General features: G+C 64.4%; 21 protein-coding genes, 2 tRNA genes and 1 pseudogene. 18 read left to right on the top strand and 6 right to left on the bottom strand.

What is annotated here, in order from left to right:
• The 3 genes and pseudogenes from OIN59_RS10295 to gudD all read left to right on the top strand — a co-directional run.
• Window positions 1-123: pseudogene (locus OIN59_RS10295) on the top strand (5-dehydro-4-deoxyglucarate dehydratase); the annotation flags it as partial.
• An 83-nt stretch (window positions 124-206) separates the two neighbouring features.
• Window positions 207-1,193: a Bug family tripartite tricarboxylate transporter substrate binding protein gene (locus OIN59_RS10290; protein ID WP_274109868.1), complete on the top strand. Its 987-nt coding sequence runs from the start codon at window positions 207-209 to the stop codon at window positions 1,191-1,193.
• A gap of 50 nt (window positions 1,194-1,243) precedes the next feature.
• Window positions 1,244-2,596 carry a glucarate dehydratase gene (gene gudD / locus OIN59_RS10285; RefSeq protein WP_274109866.1) on the top strand — a complete coding sequence of 451 codons (1,353 nt, stop codon included), beginning with the start codon at window positions 1,244-1,246 and terminating at the stop codon, window positions 2,594-2,596.
• 98 nt (window positions 2,597-2,694) lie between these two features.
• Here the strand turns inward: gudD and OIN59_RS10280 are convergent, their stop codons facing one another.
• Both OIN59_RS10280 and ompR read right to left on the bottom strand, forming a co-directional pair.
• Window positions 2,695-4,224: a sensor histidine kinase gene (locus OIN59_RS10280; protein WP_274109864.1), complete on the bottom strand. Its 1,530-nt coding sequence runs from the start codon at window positions 4,222-4,224 to the stop codon at window positions 2,695-2,697.
• 6 nt (window positions 4,225-4,230) lie between these two features.
• A complete protein-coding gene (ompR, locus tag OIN59_RS10275) occupies window positions 4,231-4,962 on the bottom strand; it encodes an osmolarity response regulator transcription factor OmpR (protein WP_015014739.1) in 732 nt (243 codons plus the stop codon).
• A gap of 217 nt (window positions 4,963-5,179) precedes the next feature.
• Between ompR and OIN59_RS10270 the strand changes: the two genes are divergently transcribed.
• On the top strand, window positions 5,180-5,893 hold the full coding sequence (locus OIN59_RS10270; RefSeq protein WP_274109859.1) for an SIMPL domain-containing protein: 714 nt from the start codon (window positions 5,180-5,182) through the stop codon (window positions 5,891-5,893).
• 116 nt (window positions 5,894-6,009) lie between these two features.
• Here the strand turns inward: OIN59_RS10270 and OIN59_RS10265 are convergent, their stop codons facing one another.
• Window positions 6,010-6,792 carry a 3-hydroxybutyrate dehydrogenase gene (locus OIN59_RS10265; protein ID WP_274109858.1) on the bottom strand — a complete coding sequence of 261 codons (783 nt, stop codon included), beginning with the start codon at window positions 6,790-6,792 and terminating at the stop codon, window positions 6,010-6,012.
• 115 nt (window positions 6,793-6,907) lie between these two features.
• On the opposite strand from OIN59_RS10265, the gene OIN59_RS10260 reads away from it, so the two are divergent.
• From OIN59_RS10260 to rimO, 5 genes are all read left to right on the top strand, one after another.
• Window positions 6,908-7,876: an alpha/beta fold hydrolase gene (locus OIN59_RS10260; RefSeq protein WP_274109856.1), complete on the top strand. Its 969-nt coding sequence runs from the start codon at window positions 6,908-6,910 to the stop codon at window positions 7,874-7,876.
• Window positions 7,873-10,086 (top strand): RelA/SpoT family protein, encoded by a 2,214-nt coding sequence (locus OIN59_RS10255; RefSeq protein WP_274109854.1) that lies wholly within the window; start codon window positions 7,873-7,875, stop codon window positions 10,084-10,086. Before OIN59_RS10260 ends, OIN59_RS10255 begins: the two co-directional genes overlap by 4 nt.
• A gap of 112 nt (window positions 10,087-10,198) precedes the next feature.
• A tRNA-Val gene (locus OIN59_RS10250) sits at window positions 10,199-10,275 on the top strand.
• Between the two features lie 277 nt (window positions 10,276-10,552).
• Entirely contained in the window at window positions 10,553-11,113 is a 561-nt protein-coding gene (gene phaR, locus OIN59_RS10245; protein ID WP_274109852.1) for a polyhydroxyalkanoate synthesis repressor PhaR, read from the top strand.
• Window positions 11,114-11,290: 177 nt separating this feature from the next.
• Entirely contained in the window at window positions 11,291-12,682 is a 1,392-nt protein-coding gene (gene rimO, locus OIN59_RS10240) for a 30S ribosomal protein S12 methylthiotransferase RimO (protein ID WP_274109850.1), read from the top strand.
• Window positions 12,683-12,813: 131 nt separating this feature from the next.
• Here the strand turns inward: rimO and efp are convergent, their stop codons facing one another.
• The 3 genes from efp to OIN59_RS10225 form a co-directional block, all read right to left on the bottom strand.
• Complete coding sequence (gene efp / locus OIN59_RS10235) at window positions 12,814-13,368, bottom strand: elongation factor P (protein ID WP_057223504.1); 555 nt, start codon at window positions 13,366-13,368, stop codon at window positions 12,814-12,816.
• A 140-nt stretch (window positions 13,369-13,508) separates the two neighbouring features.
• Window positions 13,509-14,663 (bottom strand): elongation factor P maturation arginine rhamnosyltransferase EarP, encoded by a 1,155-nt coding sequence (gene earP, locus OIN59_RS10230; RefSeq protein ID WP_274109846.1) that lies wholly within the window; start codon window positions 14,661-14,663, stop codon window positions 13,509-13,511.
• The gene (locus OIN59_RS10225) at window positions 14,660-15,559 is read right to left on the bottom strand and encodes a LysR family transcriptional regulator (RefSeq protein WP_274109844.1); all 900 of its coding nucleotides are present in this window, start codon (window positions 15,557-15,559) and stop codon (window positions 14,660-14,662) included. The genes earP and OIN59_RS10225 overlap by 4 nt, the downstream gene beginning before the upstream one ends.
• 130 nt (window positions 15,560-15,689) lie before the next feature.
• On the opposite strand from OIN59_RS10225, the gene OIN59_RS10220 reads away from it, so the two are divergent.
• The 9 genes from OIN59_RS10220 to OIN59_RS10180 all read left to right on the top strand — a co-directional run bounded on the left by OIN59_RS10220 (window position 15,690) and on the right by OIN59_RS10180 (window position 24,519).
• A complete protein-coding gene (locus OIN59_RS10220) occupies window positions 15,690-16,895 on the top strand; it encodes a CaiB/BaiF CoA transferase family protein (protein WP_274109842.1) in 1,206 nt (401 codons plus the stop codon).
• The gene (locus OIN59_RS10215) at window positions 16,892-17,872 is read left to right on the top strand and encodes a hydroxymethylglutaryl-CoA lyase (protein ID WP_274109840.1); all 981 of its coding nucleotides are present in this window, start codon (window positions 16,892-16,894) and stop codon (window positions 17,870-17,872) included. The genes OIN59_RS10220 and OIN59_RS10215 overlap by 4 nt, the downstream gene beginning before the upstream one ends.
• 45 nt (window positions 17,873-17,917) lie before the next feature.
• Window positions 17,918-18,898, top strand: a complete 981-nt coding sequence (locus OIN59_RS10210) for a Bug family tripartite tricarboxylate transporter substrate binding protein (protein ID WP_274109838.1) — start codon at window positions 17,918-17,920, stop codon at window positions 18,896-18,898.
• Between the two features lie 82 nt (window positions 18,899-18,980).
• Entirely contained in the window at window positions 18,981-19,961 is a 981-nt protein-coding gene (locus OIN59_RS10205; protein ID WP_274109836.1) for a Bug family tripartite tricarboxylate transporter substrate binding protein, read from the top strand.
• Between the two features lie 113 nt (window positions 19,962-20,074).
• On the top strand, window positions 20,075-22,078 hold the full coding sequence (gene uvrC, locus OIN59_RS10200) for an excinuclease ABC subunit UvrC (RefSeq protein WP_274109834.1): 2,004 nt from the start codon (window positions 20,075-20,077) through the stop codon (window positions 22,076-22,078).
• Window positions 22,079-22,122: 44 nt separating this feature from the next.
• Window positions 22,123-22,689 (top strand): CDP-diacylglycerol--glycerol-3-phosphate 3-phosphatidyltransferase, encoded by a 567-nt coding sequence (gene pgsA / locus OIN59_RS10195; protein WP_274109832.1) that lies wholly within the window; start codon window positions 22,123-22,125, stop codon window positions 22,687-22,689.
• A 70-nt stretch (window positions 22,690-22,759) separates the two neighbouring features.
• The gene (locus OIN59_RS10190) at window positions 22,760-23,854 is read left to right on the top strand and encodes a tartrate dehydrogenase (protein WP_274109831.1); all 1,095 of its coding nucleotides are present in this window, start codon (window positions 22,760-22,762) and stop codon (window positions 23,852-23,854) included.
• A 301-nt stretch (window positions 23,855-24,155) separates the two neighbouring features.
• Window positions 24,156-24,428 (top strand): HU family DNA-binding protein, encoded by a 273-nt coding sequence (locus OIN59_RS10185; protein WP_008906675.1) that lies wholly within the window; start codon window positions 24,156-24,158, stop codon window positions 24,426-24,428.
• A gap of 15 nt (window positions 24,429-24,443) precedes the next feature.
• Window positions 24,444-24,519, top strand: a tRNA-Val gene (locus OIN59_RS10180).
• The last annotated feature ends 17 nt before the right edge of the window (window positions 24,520-24,536 follow it).

The following is a 24,536-nucleotide window of genomic DNA, read 5'->3' as shown; positions in this document are numbered from 1 at the left end:
ATCAAGGCGGGTGCCCGCATCGTGGGCCATGACGGTGGGCCGGTGCGTGCGCCGCTGGTGGACCTGAAGCCCCATGAGATGGAAGAGCTCAAGGCGTTGATCGACAAGCTCGGGCCGCAGTAAGCGCGGCTTCCTTATCCCTTCACCCGCATCCACACCCGAGGCCCCGAAGAGGGCCATCAACCACCACCTTCGGAGACACACCCATGTTCCTTGCCAAGAAATTGCTGCTCGTTGCCAGCGCCTGTAGCCTGGCCTTTGCCGCATCAGCCCAGACGGGCGCGCCCGCCGCCGCCTGGCCCGAAAAACCCGTGACCATCGTCGTCCCGTTCCCTGCAGGTGGTTCCACCGACATGGTGGCCCGCGCCATGGCCCTGCACATGGGCGACAAGCTGGGTCAGAACTTCGTGGTGGACAACCGCCCAGGTGCCACGGGCACGCTGGGCGCGGGCGCAGTCAAGCGTGCAGCGCCGGACGGCTATACGCTGCTGGTGTCGTCTTTGGGGGCGTTCGTCGTGGCACCGCACCTGCTCAAGAGCGTGCCGTATGACGCACTCAAGGACTTCGACTACATCACCGTGCCCGTGCAGGCGCCCAACGTGCTGGTGGCCGCCCCTGGCCAGAAGGCGCGTACTGTGAAGGAGGTGATCGCCCAGCTCAAGGCCAACCCTGGCAAGGTGAGCTTCGCGAGCTCGGGCAATGGTTCGTCAGACCATCTCTCTGCCGAAGTGTTCTGGCAGCAGAGCGGCACCGAAGGTTTGCACATCCCCTACAAAGGCGGCGCGCCAGCCATCAACGACTTGCTGGGCGGGCAGGTGGAGTTCTCGTTCCAGAACGTGAATGCCGTGTTGCAGCACATCCGTGCGGGCAAGCTGCACGCGATTGCCGTCACCGGCGACAAGCGCAGCCCTGTGCTGCCGGATGTACCCACGCTGGCCGAAGCGGGCGTGGCTGGCGCCGAGGTGTATTCGTGGCAGGGCATGGCCGCACCCAAGGGCCTGCCGCCAGCGATCAAGAAGAAGCTGGCTGACGCCGCTATCGCAGCCATCAACGACCCTGCCGTGAAAAAGCGCATGCTGGACCAGGGCCTGGAGATTGTTGGCAGCACGCCCGAAGCCTTCACCGCCTACCAAGCGCGCGAATTCGCCCGTTGGAAGACCGTGATCGAGACCCGAAAAATCACCGCTGATTGAGCCCTGCCACGAGGCGCCGGGGCGCGCCTCATCCTCGTTTTCTGACCACCATGACCAACTCTTCCAATCCTTCTGCCACCAGCACCCCCGTCATCACCGAGCTGCGTGTGGTGCCTGTGGCGGGCCACGACAGCATGCTCATGAACCTGAGCGGCGCGCACGGTCCGTTCTTCACGCGCAATCTGCTCATCCTGCGTGACAGCGCGGGCAATACCGGTGTGGGTGAGGTGCCCGGCGGCGAGAGGATCCGCCAGACCATCGAAGATGCGCGACCGCTCATCGTGGGTCAGCCCGTGGGCCACCACAACGCCGTGCTCAACGCCATGCGTGCCCAGTTCGCCGACCGCGATGCGGGCGGTCGTGGCCTGCAGACCTTCGACCTGCGCATCACCATCCATGCGGTGACGGCGGTGGAGTCGGCCTTCCTCGACCTGCTGGGCCAGCACCTGAATGTGCCCGTGGCCGCGCTGCTGGGCGACGGAGTGCAGCGCGAAGCGGTGCAGATGCTGGGCTATTTGTTCTACGTGGGCGACCGCGCCAAGACCGACCTGGCCTACCGCACCGAGCCCGGTGCCGACAACGACTGGTTCCGCCTGCGCAACGAGAAGGCCATGACCGCCGATGGCATCGTGCGCCTGGCCGAGGCCGCGTACGAGCGCTACGGCTTTGCCGACTTCAAGCTCAAGGGCGGCGTGCTGCGTGGCGAGGAAGAGGTCGAGGCGATTCGCGCTCTGCACGAGCGCTTCCCGGAGGCGCGCGTGACGCTGGACCCCAACGGCGGCTGGCTGCTCAAGGACGCCATCCGCATCACGCGCGACCTGCACGGCGTGATGGCCTATGCCGAAGACCCCTGCGGCGCCGAAGGCGTGTTCTCGGGCCGCGAGGTGATGGCCGAGTTCCGCCGCGCCACGGGCTTGCCCACCGCCACCAACATGGTCGCCACCGACTGGCGCGAAATGGCGCACAGCCTGGCCCTGCAGTCGGTGGACATCCCGCTGGCCGACCCGCACTTCTGGACCATGGCCGGGTCGGTGCGCGTGGCGCAAATGTGCCAGGCCTTCGGCCTGACTTGGGGCTCGCACTCCAACAACCACTTTGACGTCTCGCTGGCCATGTTCACCCACGTGGGTGCCGCCGCCCCAGGCCGCGTAACCGCCATCGACACGCACTGGATCTGGCAGGACGGCGAGCGCCTGACGAAGCAGCCGTTCCAGATCAAAAACGGCTTCATCGAGCTGTCCAGGAAGCCCGGCCTGGGCGTGGATCTGGACATGGACGAGGTCGAGCGCGCTCACCGCCTGTATCTGGAGCACGGCCTGGGTGCGCGCGACGACGCCATCGCCATGCAGTACCTGATCCCCGGCTGGAAGTTCAACAACAAGTCGCCTTGCATGGTGCGCTGAATCCGGGCCGTGTGGGACCGCTGCAGTCCAGCGGCCTCGCAACCGGGAAAACACAAAGCCCTCCAGAGAGGGCTTTGTGTTTGGGGCCGGGCAGAGGGTCAGGCCAGCCGGTCTTCTGCCCGGCGCCTGGGCAACTGGCGCTTGACGGATGGCCGCTGCAAGCGCTGCTTGGGGTCCACCCCTTCGGGCAAGCTGGTGGCACGCTGCAGTTGCAGGTGGGCCACCAGGCCGCCGGTGCTGGAGTTGGCCAGCGCAAAGATGCCGCCCATGCGCTGCACCGTCTTGTCCACAATCGACAGCCCCAGGCCCGCACCCGCCGCTGCCGTGCGCGCCGAGTCGCCCCGGAAGAACGGCTTGGTGAGGTTGGACAGCTGTTCGGGCGGCACGCCAGCGCCGTGGTCGCGCAGCTTGATCAGCACCCAGTTTTCGCGGCTTTTGGCGGCAATGTCCACGTTGGTGATGCCCGTGTCTTCGTTCTTGCCGTAGCGCCTGGCGTTCTCCAGCAGGTTGGAGATCACCCGGGCCAGTTCCACCTCATCGGCCAGCACATTCAGGTCTTCGGGCACTGACATCGTGATCTGCAGCTCGCGGTGGTCCTGCACCGCGTACACACACGACGACACCACCGCATGCAGGTTCACGGGCGTGAGCGTCACATGGTCGGGCCGCGCGTAGTCCAGGAACTTGTCGATGGTGGCATCGAGCTGCACGATGTCGGCCACCATGTGCTCGCGGGCCACTTCGTCGGTCACGCTCATCTCGGTTTCCAGCCGCAGGCGCGCCAGGGGCGTGCGCAGGTCGTGCGAAATGCCCGCCAGCATCACGGCGCGGTCCTGTTCCAGCTTGGCCAGCTTTTGGGCCATGCGGTTGAAGCCGATGTTCACCTCGCGGATTTCGCTGGTCACCACCTCTTCGTCCAGGTGGCTGGCGGCAAAGTCACCGTCTTTGACGCGGTTGGCCGCATACGACAGCTGCTTGAGCGGGCGGTTGATCAGCCGCGCAATGGCTGCAGCACCGGCCAGCGACAGCGCTGCCGCCGTGATCAGCCAGATCAGCCAGGTGCGTCCCCCTGCCGGGCTGAAGCGTGAGCGATCCATCAACAGCCAGTTGGGGTCGCCGTTGATGTTGAAGCCGACCCACAGGCCGTTTTCCCCGTTCACGCTTTGCGCCACGATGGTGTCGGGGCCCAGGCGCATGGTCAGCTCGTCGGTCAGGCGGTTGCCCAAGGCGGTTGGGTCGAGCAGCGCGTACTTGTCCTTGGGCTCGCGCGGCAGGATGCGCACCCCCTCCTGGTCGGCCATGGTCTTGATCAGCGACACCCGCGCGATGGCGTCGGAGTGCACCAGCGCCGCGCGGCTCAGGTTGACCAGCGATGCAATTTGCTGCGCTGTTTGCAGCGTGCGCGGTTCAAACTCCAGCGCGCGCAGGGTCTGCAGCCACGCCAGGATGCTGCCCACCAGCAGCAGCGCCAGCAGAAAGAACGTGCGCCAGAAAAGGTTCAGACCGACGCGCGCACGCTGTTCCCGCGCCCGCCGAATGGCCTCCAGCGGGGCCGGGCTGGTGGCGTCGGAGGGGGCGGTGACAGACTTGCGGTACGAAGATCTTGGCTTGCCCTCGGTGTTGGCCATGAACTATCAGCTCGTTCCGTCCGGCACAAACACGTAGCCCACGCCCCACACGGTCTGGATGTAGCGGGGCGCGGCGGCGTCCACTTCTACCAGCTTGCGCAGGCGCGACACCTGCACGTCCAGGCTGCGGTCGAAGGGCTCGAACTCGCGGCCGCGTGCCAGCAGGGCCAGCTTTTCGCGCGACAGCGGCTGGCGCGGGTGGCGCACCAGGGCCTTGAGCATGGCGAATTCGCCCGTGGTCAGGGGCAGCTCTTCGCCGTTGCGCTGCAGTGCGCGTGTGCCCAGGTCGAAAGTGAAGGGGCCGAAGGTGACCACCTCGTTGTCGCCTGAGGGCGCGCCTGGCGCTTCTTGCGCGGGGCGGCGGCGCAGCACGGCGTGGATACGGGCGAGCAGCTCGCGGGGGTTGAAGGGCTTGCCCAGGTAGTCGTCGGCGCCCACCTCCAGGCCCACGATGCGGTCCACGTCCTCGCCCTTGGCGGTGAGCATGATGATGGGAGTGCGGTCGTTGGCGGCGCGCAGGCGGCGGCAGATCGACAAACCGTCTTCGCCGGGCATCATCAGATCCAGCACGATGATGTCCACCGTCTCGCGCAGCAGCAGGCGATTCAGGGCCTTGCCGTCTTCGGCAACCATGACTTCAAAGCCCTCTTGGGTGAGGTAGCGGCGCAGCAGATCGCGGATGCGAGCGTCGTCGTCCACTACCAGAACTTTGTCGGTGCGGTTGGGTGTTGTGGCCATGTTGATCTCAAGTCCAATTTGTAACAGAGCCAATTCTGACCAGTTGGAACGCCGAAGTTCGGGTTTGGAGGCCGGGTTTGACCAACTGTTACAAGTTTTGCCCAGCTTCGCACCTCGTGCGACATGGCTTTGTCAAGGGCGTAGCGCACTGCGGTTAAGGTGGTGCCCCGCACCCCTGGCAACCAGGACGTGCTCAGATGACAAGGACTGCGTGATGATGAAAAACACTACCAAATTGATAGCTGTCAGTGCATTGATTGCCTGCGCAAGCGCCGCTTTTGCCCAAAATGCACCAACGACAGAGCTGCGCAATGTGGTGCAGCTGTCGGCCACAGGCACCGTCGAGGTGCAGCAAGACCTGCTGGTGCTCAATCTTGCCACCAGCAAGGAGGCCGCCGATGCTGCCACCGTGCAGACCCAGCTCAAGCAAGCACTGGACGCCGCGCTGGTGGAGGCCAAGCGCAATGCACAGCCCGGCCAGCTGGATGTACGCACCGGCCCGTTCGGGCTGTACCCGCGCTACGGCAAGGACGGCAAGATCAACGGCTGGCAGGGCAGGGCCGAACTGGTGCTGGAGGGGCGCGACTTTGCGCGCATCACCGCCACCGCCGGCAAGATTCAGACCTTGGCGATTAGCCAGATCGCGTTTGGCCTATCGCGCGAGGCCCGAGCCAAGGTGGAGTCCGAGGCCCAGACGCAGGCCATCGAGCAGTTCAAGGCCCGTGCGGCCGAGCTGGCCAAGGGCTTCGGGTTTGCCAACTACAGCCTGCGCGAAGTGGCCGTGAACAGCAATGAAATGTCGCCCGGCCCCCGGCCCCGCATGATGGCGGCCGAAGCCAAGATGGCGTCGTTCTCGGACTCTGCCGTGCCCGTGGAAGCGGGCAAGGCCCAGGTCACGGTGAACGTGTCGGGCTCGGTGCAGATGCGCTGAGGCCCCTGAACCCCCTGAGTCGCTGGGTGTGCCCCGTTTGAGGTAAAAATGGCTGCAAGCGCTAGTGCAATAAGCGTTGGCAGCTATCAAAAGCAGAGCGATTGCTCAGCGCAGGCTTACTGCGCAGCCCAGCCCCCGTCCATGTTCCACGCCACGCCACGCACGTTGTTGGCGGCGGGAGAGCAGAAGAACACTGCCAGCTCGCCCAGCTCTTCGGGGGTGGTGAACTGCATGGATGGCTCTTTTTCGCCCAGCAGCAGCTTCTTGGCTTCTTCGTTCGAGATGCCGTGTTCGGCCGCCTTGGCGTCCACCTGCTTTTGCACCAGCGGCGTCAGCACCCAGCCGGGGCAGATGGCGTTGCAGGTCACGCCGGTGGTGGCGTTTTCCAGTGCGGTGACCTTGGTCAGGCCCACGATGCCGTGCTTGGCGGCCACGTAAGCGGACTTTTGCGCCGATCCCACCAGACCGTGTACCGAGGCCACATTGATGATGCGGCCCCAGTTGGCGTTTTTCATGGCGGGCAGGGCCAGGCGCGAGGTGTGGAAGGCGCTGGTCAGGTTGATGGCGATGATGGAGTCCCAGCGCTCGACGGGGAAGTTCTCGACGTTGGCCACGTGCTGGATGCCCGCGTTATTGACCAAGATGTCCACGCGCCCGAACTGGCTGGCGCTGTACTTCATCATGTCTTCGATGTCGGCCGCACGGCTCATGTCGGCGCCGTGGTAAGCCACCTGGGCACCAGCGGCTTCACCGGCTGCCAGCACTTCGGCGCGGGGGGCGTCCACATCGCCAAAGCCGTTGAGCACGATGTTGGCACCCTGGCGCGCCAGGGCCTTGGCGATGCCAAGACCAATGCCGCTGGTGGAGCCGGTGACGAGGGCGGTTTTGCCTTTCAGCATGGGAGTCTCTCCGAATGAATTACGATGCAACGCAAGAAAAAGTCGGCACTCAAGGGTAAGCAATGGGTGCCAACGACCACGGCATTATCTTGCGCTGCTCCCGGATTTCGCACCCATGATTGAACCTACGCTGAACTACGTACTGTGCCCAGGCCCTGCGGCCTCGCCGGAGACTCCAGACCGCGCGCCCGCTCCCGCACAGCAGCACCGCATGGCGTACTGGGAGTGGAATGCCACGGGCAACCCGGCGCATCCGCATGTCATTGTCTGTGTGCATGGCCTGTCGCGCCAGGGGCGAGATTTTGATACGTTGGCCCGCTTGCTGAGCCAGCATGCACGGGTGGTCTGCCCCGACGTGGTGGGCCGAGGCCGCAGCGACTGGCTGGCCGACCCCATGGGCTACCAGATTCCCCAATACGCGGCGGATATGCTGGCATTGCTGGCGCAGTTGCACCAGCAAGCCCCCATCACCACGCTGGACTGGGTGGGCACGAGCATGGGCGGGCTCATCGGCATGGGCATCACCGGCCAGCAGGGCCTGCCTTTGCCAGTGCCTGTGCGCCGACTGGTGCTCAATGATGTGGGGCCTGTCATCCAGTGGCAGGCGCTGCAACGCATCGGGCAGTATCTGGGGCAGCCGGCACGGTTTGGCTCGTTGCAGCAGGCAGCGGATGCCATGTGGGCCATCTCCACCAGCTTTGGTCCCCACACGCCCGCCCAGTGGCTGGACCTGTCGCGCGCCATGGTGCGCGAGCTGCCGCAGTCCGCCGGAGGCTGCCTCGCGCTGCACTACGACCCGGCGATTGCCGTGCCTTTCAAGACGCTGACGCAAGAGGCTGCTGCGGCGGGCGAGGCGGCGCTGTGGCAGCTGTATGACCACATCGCGGCGCAAACGCTGTTGTTGCGCGGTGCGCAATCCGACCTGCTCTCGCGCGAGACGTCGCAGGCGATGGCGCAGCGCGGGCCCCGTGCCCGTGTGGCGGAGTTTGAAGGCGTGGGCCATGCACCCACGCTGGTGACGCCTGACCAGGTGGCCGCAGTCACTGATTTCCTGTTGGCGGCAGAAGGCGCTGTGGCCGGATGAAAACCAACCCCCCTGCACCAGCGTCCCTCATCCCCCAGACCGACGCCGTCCCCCAGCTCATCGCCGCCACAGCACACACCCTGCCGGAGCAGGTGAACGCACTGGTTCGCGCGCGCGCGTTTGCCGAACCCCTGATGGCGGGCGAAACGCTCGACTCCGGTGAGAACACGCTGGCCCACGCCGATGCCGTGGCCGCCATCCTCAAGGGCATTGGCGGCTCCGAGGCCATGCAGGCCGCCAGCTATCTGGTGCATGCCTGCATCCATCTGAACAAGCCCGAAGAGGTGATTGCCAAGGCCTTTGGCGCCAACTTTGCGGCGCTGGCGGTGGAGACCACCAAGCTGATGCGCGTGCAGCAGCAGGCTCGCGCGGCTGCGCCGCTGGACGACCCAGCCGTGCAGACGGAGAACGTGCGCAAGATGCTGCTGGCGTTCTCGCGCGACCTGCGTGTGGTGATGCTGCGGTTAGCCTCGCGCTTGCAGACGCTGCGGTTTCACGCGGCCAGCAAACGCCCCGTGTCGCCCAGCCTGGCGCGCGAGTCGCTGCAGGTGTTTGCACCGCTGGCCAATCGCCTGGGCATCTGGCAGGTGAAGTGGGAGCTGGAGGACCTGTCCTTCCGCTTCCTGGAGCCCGACACCTACAAGGAAGTGGCCCGCCTGCTGGACGAAAAGCGGGGTGAGCGCGAGGTGTACATGGAGCAGCTGCGCGCGAGGCTCGAATCTGACCTGCGTGCGCGCAGCATCAGCGCCAGCGTGCAGGGGCGCCCCAAGCACATCTACAGCATCGTCAAGAAGATGCGTGGCAAGTCGCTCAACTTTGACCAGGTGTTCGACATTCGTGCGCTGCGTGTGGTGGTACCCACGGTGAAGGACTGCTATGCCGCCCTGAGCTGGGTGCACGAGCAGTTCAAACCCATTGTTGAGGAGTTTGACGACTACATCGCCAAGCCCAAGCCCAACGGCTATCAGTCGCTGCACACCATCGTGCGTGACGACAACGGTAAGCCCATCGAGATCCAGATCCGTACCCATGCGATGCACGAACACGCCGAGCATGGCGTGGCGGCCCACTGGGCGTACAAGGAGGCCGGCGCCAAAGGTTATGCCGGTGTGTCCGCCACGGGGGAATACGACGCCAAGATCGCCGTGCTGCGCCAACTGCTGGCGTGGGAGAGGGACCTGGCTGGCGCGTTGCCCAACCGGGGCCTGTTTGAGGACCGCATCTATGTGCTGACGCCCGATGCTGCCGTGGTGGAGCTGCCCCAAGGGGCGACCCCGGTGGACTTTGCCTACTCGGTGCACACCAGCCTGGGCCACCGCTGCCGGGGCGCCAAGGTCGATGGTGCGATGGTGCCGCTCAATACACCGTTGCAGAACGGGCAGACGGTCGAAATCTCCACGGTCAAGGAAGGGCGCCCCTCGCGCGACTGGCTCAATGCCGAGCTGGGCTATCTCACCAGCAACCGAGCCAAGGCCAAGGTGCGGGCCTGGTTCAACGCCCAGGCGACGCACGAGACCGTGGCGCGGGGGCGCGAGGCGGTCGAGAAGCTGCTGCAACGCGAGGGCAAGACCGCCATCAAGCTCGATGATCTGGCGGTGCAGTTGGGCTTCAAGTCAGCCGACGCGCTGTTTGAAGTGGTGGGCAAGGATGAGTTCTCGCTGCGCAACATCGAAACGGTGCTGCGCCCGCCCGAGCCTGTGCTGCAGCCCGACGACTACCTGTTGCTCAAGAAAGCGCGCACCAACGACGCGGCTCCCAAGGGCGGTGTGCTGGTGGTGGGCATCGACTCGCTGATGACGCAGCTGGCCAAGTGCTGCAAGCCCGCGCCGCCTGACACCATCCGTGGCTTTGTCACGCGCGGCAAGGGCGTGAGCGTGCACCGTGCCGACTGCAGCAACTTCCGTGAGATGGCGGCACGCAATGCCGAGCGCGTGATCGATGTGGAGTGGGGCGTGCCCAAGCCGTCGGCATCCACGGCTGTGTACCCAGTGGACGTCGCGGTGGAGGCCGCCGACCGCCAAGGCCTGCTGCGCGACATCTCGGAAGTCTTTGCGCGTGAGAAGACCAATGTGATCGGTGTGCAGACTCAGTCCGTCAAAGGCACGGCGTGGATGACTTTCACGGTAGAGGTGTCGGATTCCGGCCGTCTGAACAAGGTGCTGGGCATCGTGGCAGGGGTCCAGGGCGTTCGTTCTGCTCGCCGCCGCTGAGAAGCAGGCGGGCAGCGCCCGTGGGTCCGCACCTTGGTGCGTTGTATGAATTGTCGTGTGCAGCGTCTGAAAGGCTGATTTTTATGGCTATAATCGTGGTCTTGATAACGACAGGCGCGTAGCTCAGCTGGTTAGAGCACCACCTTGACATGGTGGGGGTCGTTGGTTCGAGTCCAATCGCGCCTACCAAGTTTTTCTCTGAAAGGAACCAGCTTTCAGATCTGAAAAAAACTTGGTAACAACACCGCTACGGTGTTCACACAGCAAGCCACCGCAAGGTGGCTTTTTTGTTTCCGCTTCTCTTTCGTCTCATCAAAGGCTGTTGGGGTGTTTTGCAAGCGGCCGCACGACATACAGTGCCTGGCATATCAGTCACTCGCGCGACACTCGGCCGCCTCGCATCATCAGGGTATTCCTTTGCCGCTGCGGCACGGCAGTCTCCCTAGAATGTGCTGCACTGCAATACATGGGTTTTGAGCCCGAGGAGTTCGTTGTGTCCGAACCGAAAACCGCTGCGTCTAAATCAGCCCAGCGTGTCATCAAGAAGTACCCCAACCGCCGTCTGTATGACACAGACACCTCCACCTACATCACGCTGGCCGAGGTGCGCCAGCTGGTGATGGATCACCAGAACGTGGTGGTGCGCGACGCCAAGACGGGCGAAGACCTCACGCGCAGCATCCTGCTGCAGATCATTCTGGAAGAAGAAGCTGGCGGTGCGCCCATGTTCACCGAGGCGGTGCTGGCCAACATCATCCGGTTCTATGGCCATGCCATGCAGGGGTTCATGGGCGCGTATCTGGAGAAGAACGTGCAGGCCTTCACAGACGTGCAGACCAAGCTGGCCGAGCAGTCGCAAAGCGTGACACCGGAGATGTGGGCGCAGTTCATGAACCTGCAGTCGCCCATGCTCAAGGGCATGATGGGCAACTACGTGGAACAGTCGCAGTCCATGCTCACGCAAATGCAGGAGCAGATGCAAAAGCAGACGGAGCAGATGCTGGGCGCTTTTGGCTTGAAGAGATGACGCCCTGAGCTGCCTGCGGCGCCTTTCCCCAAGGGGGCGCCAGCACGGCGGGGCGACCATTGCGTGGCGGCCGCTGGCTTGAGTTGCGCCTTGTTCGCTGGTTGCGGGAAGCTGCAAACGTTGCGATGAATCGGCAGCCCCACCCGCTCACCGCCGGAACTGGGACAATACGGGGATATGAGCGAAGCAATTGCCCCCACCAAAACACCTAAAGTCGGATTTGTCAGCCTTGGCTGTCCCAAGGCGCTGACCGATTCCGAACTGATCCTCACGCAACTGAGCGCCGAGGGTTACGAGACCTCCAAGACCTTCCAGGGTGCGGACCTGGTCATCGTCAACACCTGCGGCTTCATTGACGATGCTGTGAAAGAAAGCCTGGACACCATTGGCGAGGCATTGGCCGAAAACGGCAAGGTCATCGTCACAGGCTGCCTGGGCGCCCGCGCGGGCGACGATGGTGGCAACATGGTGCGGCAGATGCACCCCAGCGTGCTGGCCGTGACCGGCCCGCATGCCACGCAGGAGGTGATGGACGCCGTCCACCTGAACCTGCCTAAACCGCACGACCCGTTTGTGGACCTGGTGCCCGGCGGCTTTGGTATTGCGGGTATCAAGCTCACGCCCAAACATTACGCCTATCTCAAGATCAGCGAGGGCTGCAACCACCGGTGCACCTTCTGCATCATTCCGTCGATGCGTGGCGACCTGGTGTCGCGGCCCATCGGCGACGTGCTGAGCGAGGCCAAGGCCTTGTTCGCGGGCGGCGTGAAGGAGTTGCTGGTGATCAGCCAGGACACGTCTGCCTATGGCGTGGACGTGAAGTACCGGACCGGCTTCTGGGACGGCAAGCCGGTCAAGACCCGGATGCTGGAGCTGGTGCAGACGCTGGGCGAGATTGCCGAGCCCTACGGCGCCTGGGTGCGCCTGCACTATGTGTACCCGTACCCGAGCGTGGACGAGGTGATCCCGCTCATGGCTACGGGCCGCGTGCTGCCGTACCTGGATGTGCCCTTCCAGCACAGCCACCCCGATGTGCTCAAGCGCATGAAGCGCCCCGCCAGCGGTGAGCGCAACCTGGAGCGCATTCAGCGCTGGCGCGAGGCTTGCCCCGAGTTGGTGATTCGCAGCACCTTCATTGCGGGCTTTCCGGGTGAAACAGAGGAAGAGTTCCAGCACCTGCTGGACTTTGTGCGCGAGGCCCAGATCGACCGCGCAGGTTGTTTCGCTTACAGCGATGTGACCGGTGCTGCCGCCAACGAGCTGCCCGGCATGCTGCCGATGGAAGTGCGCGAAGAGCGCCGCGCCCGCTTCATGGCGGTGGCCGAAGAGGTGTCGATTGCCAAGCTGCAGCGCCGCGTGGGCGCCACCATGCAGGTGCTGGTGGATTCTGCCCCCGGCCTGGGTCGCAAGGGCGGCGTGGGCCGCACGTATGCCGATGCGCCCGAGATCGACGGCACCGTGCAGCTGCTGCCGCCCGAGAAGATCAGCAAGACCATGAAGGTGGGCGAGTTCACCAAGGCGCGCATCGTGGGAGTGCAGGGGCACGACCTGGTGGCACAGCCTATTTGATTGCTATGTAATCGATAGCTTAAAGCGCTTTATGAATAAGCGCTGACGGCCAAAATCAATAAAAAGGCTTCCCGAGGGAAGCCTTTTTTATGGGTGTTCTCCCGCGAGGGAGAACTGCACGGGAGGGGAAATTACACGCGCTTGCGGTATTCGCCGGTGCGGGTGTCGATTTCGATCTTGTCGCCTTGCGAGACGAACAGGGGCACGGGCACTTCAAAGCCGGTAGCGATCTTGGCGGGCTTGAGCACCTTGCCGGACGTGTCGCCCTTGACGGCGGGCTCGGTCCAGGTGATTTCGCGCTCGACGCTGGTGGGCAGTTCGACCGAGATGGCCTTGCCGTCGTAGAACACCACTTCCAGGGACATGCCGTCTTCCAGGTAGTTCAGTGCGTCGCCCATGTTCTCGGCTTCGACTTCGTACTGGTTGAACTCGGTGTCCATGCAGACATACATGGGGTCGGCGAAGTAGGAGTAGGTGCACTCCTTCTTGTCCAGGATCACGTTGTCGATCTTGTCGTCGGCCTTGAACACGTTTTCGGTGCCGAAGTTGCCGATCAGGCTCTTGAGCTTCATGCGCACGGTGGCGGCACCGCGGCCGCCGCGGGCGTATTCGGTCTTCAGGACCACCATGGGGTCCTTGCCGTGCATGATGACGTTGCCGGCGCGGATTTCTTGAGCGATTTTCATAGCAAGTTGCTTGGGTTGGGGCCGCTCAACGCGCGGGCTGACAAACCACTTGGTTTGCGCGCCGGTGCATGTTCTGCGGCGAAAGTGCGCGGGGCGTGGGCACTGACATGCCGCACCTGATTTGCGCAAAGCCTCGGATTTTACCGTTTTTCGGTGACAAAGCCCAAAAGTTGCGTCACAAGGTTGTCCTGTGTCAGTAGGCGCGCACGGGCTGCCTGGGCGCATGCGGTCCACTCGGCCAGGGTGTTGTCGTCGGGCCATGGCAGCGGCGCGCTGTCCAGCCCGTTCCAGGTGGCGTGGAACTGCCGCAGCGAAGGCGGCGCCTGCAGCCAGTCCAAAAAGGCCCAGAGCTTGTCGTGGTGGGCGTTGTCGTGCTGCGGGTAGATGTGCCAGACAAAGGCCTGGCCTGCCCACAGCGCCCGCACCAGCGAGTCCTCGCCGCGCACGGCGTTGAAGTCGCAGGCCCACAGCATCTCGTCGAAGGCAGGCTGGGGCCGGTGGGGAAGGTATGAAATGGATAGCTGCTCGCGCTTGTCACATAAGGGCTGGTGGCCCATTGGGCTCGAATTTTTGACGCCATCCTTCGCCAGCGCTGCCCGCACGGCGGCGGTGGGGCGGCCCGGTGTGACGAGCAACTGCGTGGGCTGCGCCTGGCTGTGGCGCAGCAGTTCAGGTAGGGCGGCAGGTTCGTAGCAGAACAGCGAAACCCAGCGCTGCTCTGGGCCGCCATTGCCTAGGCCGAATGCCGAGGCGTGCTCGGCGCGCCAGGCGCTGCGGTCAAAGGCCTCGCGCCGTGCCATCAGGCCGGGCTCGCGCAGCAGCCCACCCGTGCCGGGGGTGAAGCCGGGGTAGAAGAACCAGCGGGTCCAGCTCGCAGCGGGGCCGGACGAGAGGAGCGAGGAGAGCTTGTGATGGCGCTCCACATAGCTTTCGGCCGACAGGTATTCCAGGTTGATCCAGACCGGTTTTGGGTATTTTTGGCCTCTAGCGCCTGACTGGTATGCGCTATAAGCTATGAATTCAGGAGCAATATCACAACCGAACGCCTCCAACATCACATCGGGCGGTGGCTCTCCGGGGCCGGGCGGTGGCGAGCCCCAGGCGCGCAGCTCTACACCTGGGCAGCCTGTGGGCGCCATCCACTCCAGAGCCGAGGCGTCGTCCACCCACAGCCGCACGCGGTGGCCCAGCGCGGCCAGCTGCGCCACCAGGCGCCAGCACACGCCAATGTCGCCAAAGTTGTCGATCACGCGGCAGAACACATCCCACTGCAGGGGGGCGGAAGGCTGGGTCATGGTGCGGAGGGCGGGGGGCTGCGCAGGTGATCCACCAGCAGCCGGGCTACGGTGGAGAGGGATTCTTCCGACCGCACGCACAGCGACAGGCGGCGGTGGGCCCAGGGCTCGTTCAGGGTGACGGTGCGGATCTGCAACGCGCCCTGGTACAGCCGCGCGCTGCCGCGCGGCATCACCCCGACGCCCAGCCCGGCGTTGACCATGAGGCATAGCGCGTCGTAACTGGTCACCTGCATGCGCAGGCGCAGCGGCAGTCCCGCCTCGGCTGCGGCGCGGGTGAGCTGGTTGTTGATGGCGCTGTTGGGGTGGGCGCCCACAAAGTCGTAAGTCAGTGCGTCGGCCAGTCGCACGGACTTGCGCCGCGCCAGCGCATGGCCCGTGGGCACCGCCAGCACCAGCTCGTCCGTGCGGTAGGGCAGCAGCGTCACTCGCTCGCCGTAGTGGCCTTCGTTCAAGATGCCCACGTCGGCTGCGTTCTCGGCCACTGAGTGGGCAATGGCGCTGCTGATCTGTTCCTGCAGCCGCACATCCACCTGAGGGTGTTGCGCCAGAAAACTCTGCAGCTCGGCCGGCAGGAACTGTGTGATGGCCGAGATGTTGGCCACCACGCGCACATGGCCGCGCACGCCGGTGCCGTACTCGCGCATCTGCGTGGCGATGCCGTCCAGGTCGTTCAGCACGCCACGCGCCAGGTTCAGCAGTGCAAACGCGGCGGCGGTGGGCTCCGTGCCCTTGTTGCTGCGGGTGAACAGTGCTACCTGCAACGCGTCTTCCAGGTCGGCCAGGCGGCGGCTCACGGCCGATGCGGCCAGGTGCTCGCGCGCGGCGGCAGCGGCGATGGTGTTTTCTTCCATCACGGCCACAAAGAGGCGCAGGGAGACGGGGTCGAGTTTCATGGGGCACCGATGGTAGCAAGCTGCCATGCCGGATTGCGATGGTGGCTTGTTGCTTGAGCGTTTTGCAGGAGGGCGGCGGGTGCGCATCATTGCCGCCCAGCATCACAGCCTTCAGGAGACACACATTTCCATGGATTCCATCGCTTCCCCCGCCGCACTGCAAGGCGTGCGCGTCATCGAAATGGGCCAGCTGATTGCCGGGCCTTTCTGCGGCAAGACGCTGGGCGAGTTTGGCGCCGACGTGATCAAGATCGAGGCCCCGGAGACGGGCGACCCGCTGCGCAACTGGCGCCTGATCAAGGAAGGCACCTCGGTTTGGTGGCAGGTGCAGTCGCGCAACAAGCGCTCAGTGGCACTGGACCTGCGCCAAAAAGAAGGCCAGGACATCGCCCGCCAGCTGATTGCCGAGGCCGATGTACTGGTCGAGAACTTCCGCCCCGGCACGCTGGAAGGCTGGGGCATGTCGCCCGAAGAGTTGCACCAACTCAACCCAGGCCTGGTGATGCTGCGCATCTCCGGCTATGGCCAGACCGGCCCCTACCGCGACCTGCCGGGCTTTGGCGCCATCGGCGAAGCCATGGGCGGCCTGCGCCATCTGACGGGTGAGCCCGGCCGCGTGCCGGTGCGCGTGGGCGTGTCGATTGGCGACACGCTGGCGGCGCTGCACGGCACCATCGGCGTGCTCACGGCGCTGTACCACCGCAAGGTCAACGGCGGCAAAGGCCAGGTGATTGACGTGGCGCTGCACGAGGCGGTGTTCAACGTGATGGAAAGCCTGATCCCCGAATACAGCGCCTTTGGCGCCGTGCGCGAGGCGGCGGGCAGCGCGCTGCCGGGCATTGCGCCGAGCAACGCCTACCCCTGCCAGGATGGCTGGGTGCTGGTGGCAGGTAATGGCGACAGCATCTTCAAGCGCCTGATGGACGCGATTGGCAGGCCCGACCTGGGCGCTGCGCCGGACCTGGCCAACAACACCGGCCGCGTGGCCCGCGTGGAAGAGATCGACGCCGCCATCGGTGCCTGGAGCGCCCAGCGCACGGTACAGCAGGTGCTGGACGCCCTGGGCGCCGCGCGCGTGCCTGCGGGCAAGGTCTACACCGCCAAAGATATTGCCGAAGACCCGCACTACCGCGCCCGCGACATGCTGCTGATGCAAGACACGCGCGACGGCTACAGCGTGGAAGTGCCCGGCATCGTGCCCAAGCTCTCGGCCACGCCCGGCACCATACGCAGCAGTGCGCCGCATTTGGGCGACGACACCGACGCGGTGCTGGTAGAAATGGGGCTCAATGCCGAACAGATTGCATTGCTGCGCAACAAAGGAGTAGTGCAATGAACGCACCCAGCACCGTTTGGCAAGGCGCAGGCCGCCGCATCCACATGCAGGAAGTGGGATTGCGCGATGGCCTGCAGATGGAGAAGACCTTCGTTCCCACCGAAGACAAGATTGCGCTGTGCAATGCGCTGTCGGTGGCGGGCCTGTCCAAGATCGAGGTGACTTCGTTCACCTCACCCACCGCCATCCCCGCGCTGAAAGACGCCGAGGTCGTGATGCGCGAGATCACGCGAAGCCCTGGCACCGTCTACACCGCGCTGGTGCCCAACCTGCGCGGGGCCGAGCGCGCCATCGAGTCGCGCACGGATGAGCTGAACCTGGTCATGTCCGTCAGCGCCACCCACAACCTGGCCAACCTGCGCATGACGCAGGAACAGTCGTTTGCGGCGCTGGCGCAAGTGGTGGCCCTGGCGCAGGGTGCCAACGTGGCGGTGAATGTGTCGCTGTCGTGTGTGTTCGGTTGCCCCATGGACGGCGATGTGGCTCAGGCCGATGTGTTTGGCTGGGTGCAGCGCTTTGTGGATCGGGGCGTGCGTGGCATCACGCTGTGCGACACCACGGGCATGGCCTACCCCACGCAGGTGCACCAGCTCACGGCGGCGGCCCGCGCGCGCTGGCCGGGGGTGGAGTTCACCCTGCATTTCCACAACACGCGCGGCATGGGCCTCGCCAACGTGCTGGCGGCCATCGACGCGGGTGCAGACCGGTTCGATGCCTCGCTGGGAGGCCTGGGTGGCTGCCCCTATGCACCGGGCGCCAGTGGCAATGTGTGCAGCGAAGAGATCGTGCATGCGCTGGCGCTGATGGGCTATGACACCGGGGTGGATCTGGCGCAACTGGTGGCCGCTGCGCAGCAGCTGCCTGGGTTTATTGGCCACGACATTCCGAGCCAGATCGCCAAGGCAGGCCCGCGCCTGGCGCTGCACCCGGTGCCTGCGGATTTCGAGGCCATCCGCGAAAGAGCGCTTGCCCGTTGAGTACGGAGAGCCTGCATCTATCTACAACAACAGGAGACAAAAGCCATGACATTTCAAACCCCACTGTCCCGCCGCATCTTCACGGCCGCTGTGTTGTGCTCCGCTGCCTTCGCAGCGGGCGCGCAGGACAAGTACCCGTCCAAACCCATCACCGTGGTCGTGCCCCAGGCTGCGGGCGGCGCCAACGACGCCATTGCGCGTGTGGTGGCGCAAAAGCTCAGCGAACAACTGGGCCAGAGCGTGATTGTGGACAACCGCCCTGGCGCGGGCGGCACTCTGGCCACGGGCACTACAGCCCGTGCACGCAACGACGGCTACACGCTGCTGCTCACGGCCGACAGTGCCCACGTCATTGGTCCTGCGCTGTACAAGAACCCGGGCTTTGACCCGGTGAAGGACTTTGCGCCCGTGGCGCCCGTGGCCACGGCCGGTTATGTGCTGGTGGCTCACCCTTCGTTCCCGGCCAACACCGTGGCCGAAATGGTCGCCCTGGCCAAGGCCAGCCCCGGCAAGTATTCGATTGCCTCAGCGGGCAATGGCACGCTGAACCACCTGATTGGCGAGATGCTGCAAAAGGCAGCTGGCATCCAGCTGCAGCACATCCCCTACAAGGGCTCGGCGGCGGCGGCCACCGACGTGGTGGGTGGGCAGGTGCCGCTGTCGGTGCAAAGTTTGCCGTCAGCCATTGCGTTCATCAAGGCGGGCAAGCTCAAGGTGCTGGGTGTGGTCAATGAAAAGCGCGTAGCGGCCTTGCCGGATGCGCCCACCATTGGCGAGACGATCAAGGGCTTTGGCCAGGCGCCCTGGTACGCACTGTTTGCTCCGGCTGGCACGCCTGCACCCATCGTGGCGCAGTTGCAGGCCGAGGTGGCGCGTGCGTTGGAGCACAAGGACGTGGTGGACAAGCTGGCCACCGTGGGCTGCGAGCCGTTCAAGGGTACGGCGGCGCAGCTGGCGGCGCTGGTGCAGTCCGACCTGCCCAAGTGGAGCCGCGTGGTCAAGGACACGGGCGCCACGGTGGATTGAGCGGTGCACAGCCGCTGCTTACCACAGACTTTTTTTTGACCTTCAGACCTTTCGCAACAACGACAACAGAGACATCCATTTCATGAAAACTACCCGCAAACAGTTCACCGCCCTGGCCCTTGCCGTAGTGGCTACGGGCTTCATCGGCCACGCAGCAGCGCAGGGCGCTTACCCATCGAAGAACGTCACCATGGTGGTGCCTACCGCAGCAGGCGGCACCACCGACCTGTCGGCCCGCATGCTGGCGCAGGCCTTGGCGCCGGTGCTGGGCCAATCGGTCATCGTGGACAACAAGGGCGGTGGCAACGGCAACATTGCAGCCGGTGCCGTCAAGCGCGCCGAGGCCGATGGCTACACGCTGCTGATGCAGTATTCGGGTTACCACGTCATCTCGCCCCACATCACCAAACAAAAGCAGTGGGACCAGACGGACTTCCAGCCCGTGGCCAACGTGATCTCGGCCCCGCAGATCATTGTGGTGCGCCACGACCTGCCGGTGAAGACCTTGCCTGAACTCATCGCCTACGCCAAGGCCAACCCCGGCAAACTCAACTACGCCTCGTCAGGCAATGGCTCGCTGCAGCATGTGACCGGCGCCATGCTGGAGCAGCAGGGCGGCATCAAGATGGTCCACGTGCCCTACAAGGGCACCGGCCCCGCGCTGCAGGACCTGCTGGGCGGCCAGGTGGACCTGACCTTTGGCACCGCGCCCCCATTCATGCCGCACATCGCCAGCGGCAAGCTGCGCGTGCTGGCCGTGACGGGCAAGCAGCGCCTGCCCAGCCTGCCCGATGTGCCCACCACGGCCGAGGCGGGCTACCCCAAGGTCGATGCCACCTCGTGGTTTGCCGTGTTTGCCCCGGCCGCTGTGCCCAAGGCGGTGGTGGACAAGCTCACGGCCGACATTCGCACCGTGGTGCAGAACCCGGCCTTCCAGCAAAAGGCGCAGGAGCAGGGCGCCACGGCCGACTACCAGACCCCGGCGCAGTTGGGCGACAAGGTGAAGGCGGATCTGGCCAACTGGGCGCAGGTGGTGAAGACCTCGAAGATCGAGGCGGAGTGATCGTGGGGCTGCGGTTTTTATAAAAATGGCTGCAAGCGCTTGTTGGATAAGCGCTGGCAGCTATTTATTTGATAGTAAGTAGACCGGATGTGCGCGGGGCCACAATACGCGCCATGTCTGATGTGCATTCCGAAGAACTCCTGGCGCAGGTGGCTGCGCTGCCCGCGTTGCCGGGCGTGTACCGCTATTTCGACGCGCAAGATGCGCTGCTGTACGTGGGCAAGGCGCTCAACCTCAAGCGCCGGGTGTCCAGCTACTTCCAGAAGAACCACGGTGGCACGCGCATCGGTCACATGGTCAGCAAGATCGTGCGCATGGAGACCACGGTGGTGCGCTCCGAGGCCGAGGCGCTGCTGCTCGAAAACAACCTCATCAAGACGTTGAACCCCAAGTTCAACATCCTGTTCCGCGACGACAAGAGCTACCCCTATCTGAAGATCACCGGCACGCCGGGCGCCCACACGCGGGGCGACGCGCCGGGGCAGGTGTTTCCGCGCATGGCGTATTACCGGGGCGCGGTCGACAAAAAGCACCGCTACTTTGGCCCGTACCCCAGTGCCTGGGCGGTGAAGGAAACCATCCAGCTTTTGCAAAAGGTGTTCCGGCTGCGCACCTGTGAAGACACGGTGTTTGCCAACCGCACGCGGCCCTGCCTGCTGTACCAGATCAAGCGCTGCACCGGGCCCTGCGTGGACTTGATTTCGCCCGAGGCTTATGCCGCCGACGTGTCGCATGCCGAGGCGCTGCTGCGCGGCGAAACGCAGGAGCTACTGCAGGCGCTGGAGGTGCGCATGATGGCCCACTCGGACAAGCTCGAATTTGAGCAGGCGGCCGAGGTGCGCAACCAGATCCAGGCGCTGTCGCGCGTGCTGCACCAGCAGTCCATCGAGACGGTGGACGACAAGGATGTGGACATCCTGGCCGTGCGCGTGTTGGGCGGCCGTGCCTGCGTCAACCTGGCCATGGTGCGCGGTGGCCGACATTTGGGTGACCGGCCGTACTTTCCGGTGCATGTGGAAGACGCTGCGGCGGTGTTTGAAGAAGAGGGCGGAGAAGGCGCGGATGAATCGGTGGCCAACCCGTCGCGCCCCGCGCGCCCGGTGGAGGCCCTGGTGCTGGAGGCCTTCATTGCCCAGCACTACATCGGAGTACCCGTGCCACCGCTGCTGGTGACCAGTGTGCCGGTGGACAAAACCTTGCTGGATGCATTGACCGAACAGAGCGGGCTGCGCGTGAGCGCCATCCACCAGCCGCGCGAACAGCGCCGCGCCTGGCTGGACATGGCGCAAAAGAACGCCGACCTGCAACTGGCCCGCCTGCTGGCGGAGGAGGGCTCGCAGCAGGCCCGCACCCGCGCTTTGGCCGAGGCGCTGGACTTGCCACCCGAAGACCTGGACCAGCTCATCATCGAGTGTTTCGACATCTCGCACACGGCGGGCGAATCCACCCAGGCGTCGTGTGTGGTGTTCCACCACCACAAGATGCAGAGCAGCGAATACCGCCGCTACAAGATCGAGGGCATCACGGGCGGCGACGACTACGCCGCCATGCGCCAGGTGCTCACGCGCCGTTACAGCAAGGTGGTGGAGGCGCAGCGTGAGGAGGGCGGCATTGACTTTGCCGCCCCGGACGCCGAAGCAGGCGCGCCCACCCGCAAAGGGGCTGCGCGCCTGCCCGACTTGGTGCTCATCGACGGCGGCAAGGGCCAGGTGGGCGTGGCGCGCGAAGTGTTCACCGCGCTGGGGCTGGACCTGACGCGCATCGTGGGGGTGGAGAAGGGCGAGGGCCGCAAGGTGGGCCTGGAAGAGCTGGTGTTTGCGGATGGCCGTGAGAAGGTCTACCTGGGCAAGGATTCGGCGGCGCTGATGCTGGTGGCGCAGATCCGCGATGAGGCGCACCGCTTTGCCATCACCGGCATGCGGGCAGCACGGGCCAAGGTGCGCGTGGGAGGCGGGCAGCTCGAAGAAATTGCGGGGGTGGGCCCCAAGAAGCGCGCGCGGCTGCTGCAGCGTTTTGGCGGGGTGCGTGGGGTCGCTTCAGCCAGTGTGGAGGACTTGGTCACGGTGGATGGCATCTCACGCGAACTGGCGGAAGAAATTTATAAGGCGCTGAGATAAGCCTATCGACAGCGCCACAGCCGCGCCGTGACACAATCGCCGCCATGTTCTGGACTATCCCCACCTTGATGACCTGGACGCGCATCGTCGCGATACCTTTGATCGTGGGGGTGTTCTACGCACCGCTGGACCCGGCCACGCGCAATCTCATTGCCACCGTGATGTTCGTGGTGTTTGCCGCCACCGACTGGCTGGACGGCTACCTGGCCCGCAAGCTCAACCAGACTTCGTCGTTTGGGGCCTTCCTTGATCCGGTGGCTGACAAGTTTCTGGTCTGTGCGTCGCTGCTGGTGCTGGTGCATCTGCAGCGTGCCGATGTGTTTGTGGCGCTCATCATCATCGGCCGCGAGATTGCGATCTCGGCCCTGCGCGAGTGGATGGCACAGATCGGCGCCAGCAAGAGCGTGGCCGTGCACATGATCGGCAAGGTCAAGACCACGGTGCAGATGCTGGCCATCCCCTTCCTGTTGTATGACGGGCACCTGTTCGGCGTGATCGACACCGGCGTGTGGGGTGCCTGGCTCATCTGGGCGTCGGCAGTGCTCACGGTCTGGTCGATGGTGTACTACCTGCAGAAGGCGTTGCCTGAGATCCGGGCGCGTGTCAAATAGTTTTCAAGTCTTTTGTGCCTCTGGCGCTGGGTACATAAGCGCAGGCAGCTATATTTTCAGGAGCATCTGAATGGCGAAGCATCGCATTGCAGTCATTGCCGGTGACGGCATTGGCAAAGAGGTCATGCCCGAGGGGCTGCGTATGCTGGACGAGGCCGCACGAAAGTTTGGCATCGATCTGCACTTCGACCACTTCGACTTTTCGAGCTGGGACTACTGCGAGAAGCACGGCAAGATGCTGCCCGACAACTGGAAGGACCAGATTGGCGGCCATGAGGCGATTTACTTTGGTGCTGTGGGCTGGCCTGAGAAGATTGCCGACCATGTCTCGCTCTGGGGTTCGCTGCTGCTGTTCCGCCGCGAGTTCGACCAGTACATCAACCTGCGCCCCGCGCGCCTCATGCCCGGCGTGATCGCCCCCGTGGTGCGCCGTGACGGCAGCCCGCGCCTGCCCGGCGAGATCGACATGCTGATCGTGCGCGAGAACACCGAAGGCGAATACTCCAGCATCGGTGGCCGCATGTACGAAGGCACCCCGCGCGAGATCGTGATGCAGGAGACGGTGATGTCGCGCCACGGTGTCGACCGCGTGCTCAAGTTTGCGTTTGAACTGGCCCAGTCGCGCCCCAAGAAGCACCTGACCAGCGCTACCAAGTCCAACGGCATCGCCATCACCATGCCCTACTGGGACGAACGTGTGGCCGAGATGGCCAAGGCCTATCCAGATGTGAAGGTGGACAAGTTCCACATCGACATCCTCACAGCCCACTTCGTGCAGCGCCCCGACTTCTTTGATGTGGTGGTGGCCAGCAACCTGTTTGGCGACATCCTCAGCGACCTGGGGCCCGCCTGTACCGGCACCATTGGCATAGCGCCCAGCGCCAACCTGAACCCCACGCGCACCATGCCGTCGCTGTTTGAGCCGGTGCACGGCTCGGCGCCCGACATCGCGGGCAAGGGCATCGCCAACCCCATCGGGCAGATCTGGTGCGGCGCAATGATGCTGGACTTCCTGGGTTACCGCGCCGCGCACGATGCTGTGCTGGCCGCCATCGAAGCCGTGTTGCAACCCGGCAGTGGTGCTCCGCGCACCCCGGACTTGGGTGGCTCGGGCGGGACGCAAGATGTGGGCAAAGCCATTGCGCAGGTGCTCGCAGCCCGTTGAGTACGGCTGGCTGCGGGGTGTCAATACGGAATGCTGCCCATACGGCGTGTTTGAGACAAAAACCCCCGCCAAGCCCTGTCGCAGCGTGAAATACGACTAGAATTCGGAGCAACGCTGACGCAAAACAGCGTGTTGTATTGACACTCTGAAACTCGATGGCTTTAATCTGATGCAGCAGCCACTGCTGTGTATGCCAGTCATTCCCCCGCCTGTTCTCCACCAGCCCACGGCTGTGCTTTCAGGCGTGTGAAGACCAGATATCCGCGAGACATTCCATTAACTCTTTTCCGAGAGGCTTCTTGTGAACAAAACCGAATTGATTGAGCACATCGCTACCAACGCCGACATCTCCAAGGCCGCTGCTGCGCGTGCCCTGGAATCCACGATCGAGGCTGTCAAGAAGACTCTCAAGAAGGGCGGCACCGTGTCGCTCGTCGGTTTCGGTACCTTTGCTGTGGGCAAGCGCGCTGCCCGTACCGGTCGCAATCCCCGCACTGGCGCTACGATTAAAATCAAAGCTGCTAAAGTTCCGAAGTTCCGTCCTGGCAAGGCATTGAAAGATGCCTTGAACTGAGGATCAGTTTAGGTGGGGTCCTTAGCTCAGTTGGTAGAGCGGCTCCTTTACACGGAGTAGGTCGGCGGTTCGAGACCGTCAGGACCCACCATCACCGAACAAAGGCGA

It is taken from the genome of Acidovorax benzenivorans (assembly GCF_028680575.1).
Lineage (GTDB): Bacteria > Pseudomonadota > Gammaproteobacteria > Burkholderiales > Burkholderiaceae_C > Acidovorax > Acidovorax benzenivorans.
Note: the sequence above shows the minus strand (reverse complement) of the source record. Positions and strands in the feature narration are given on the sequence as shown.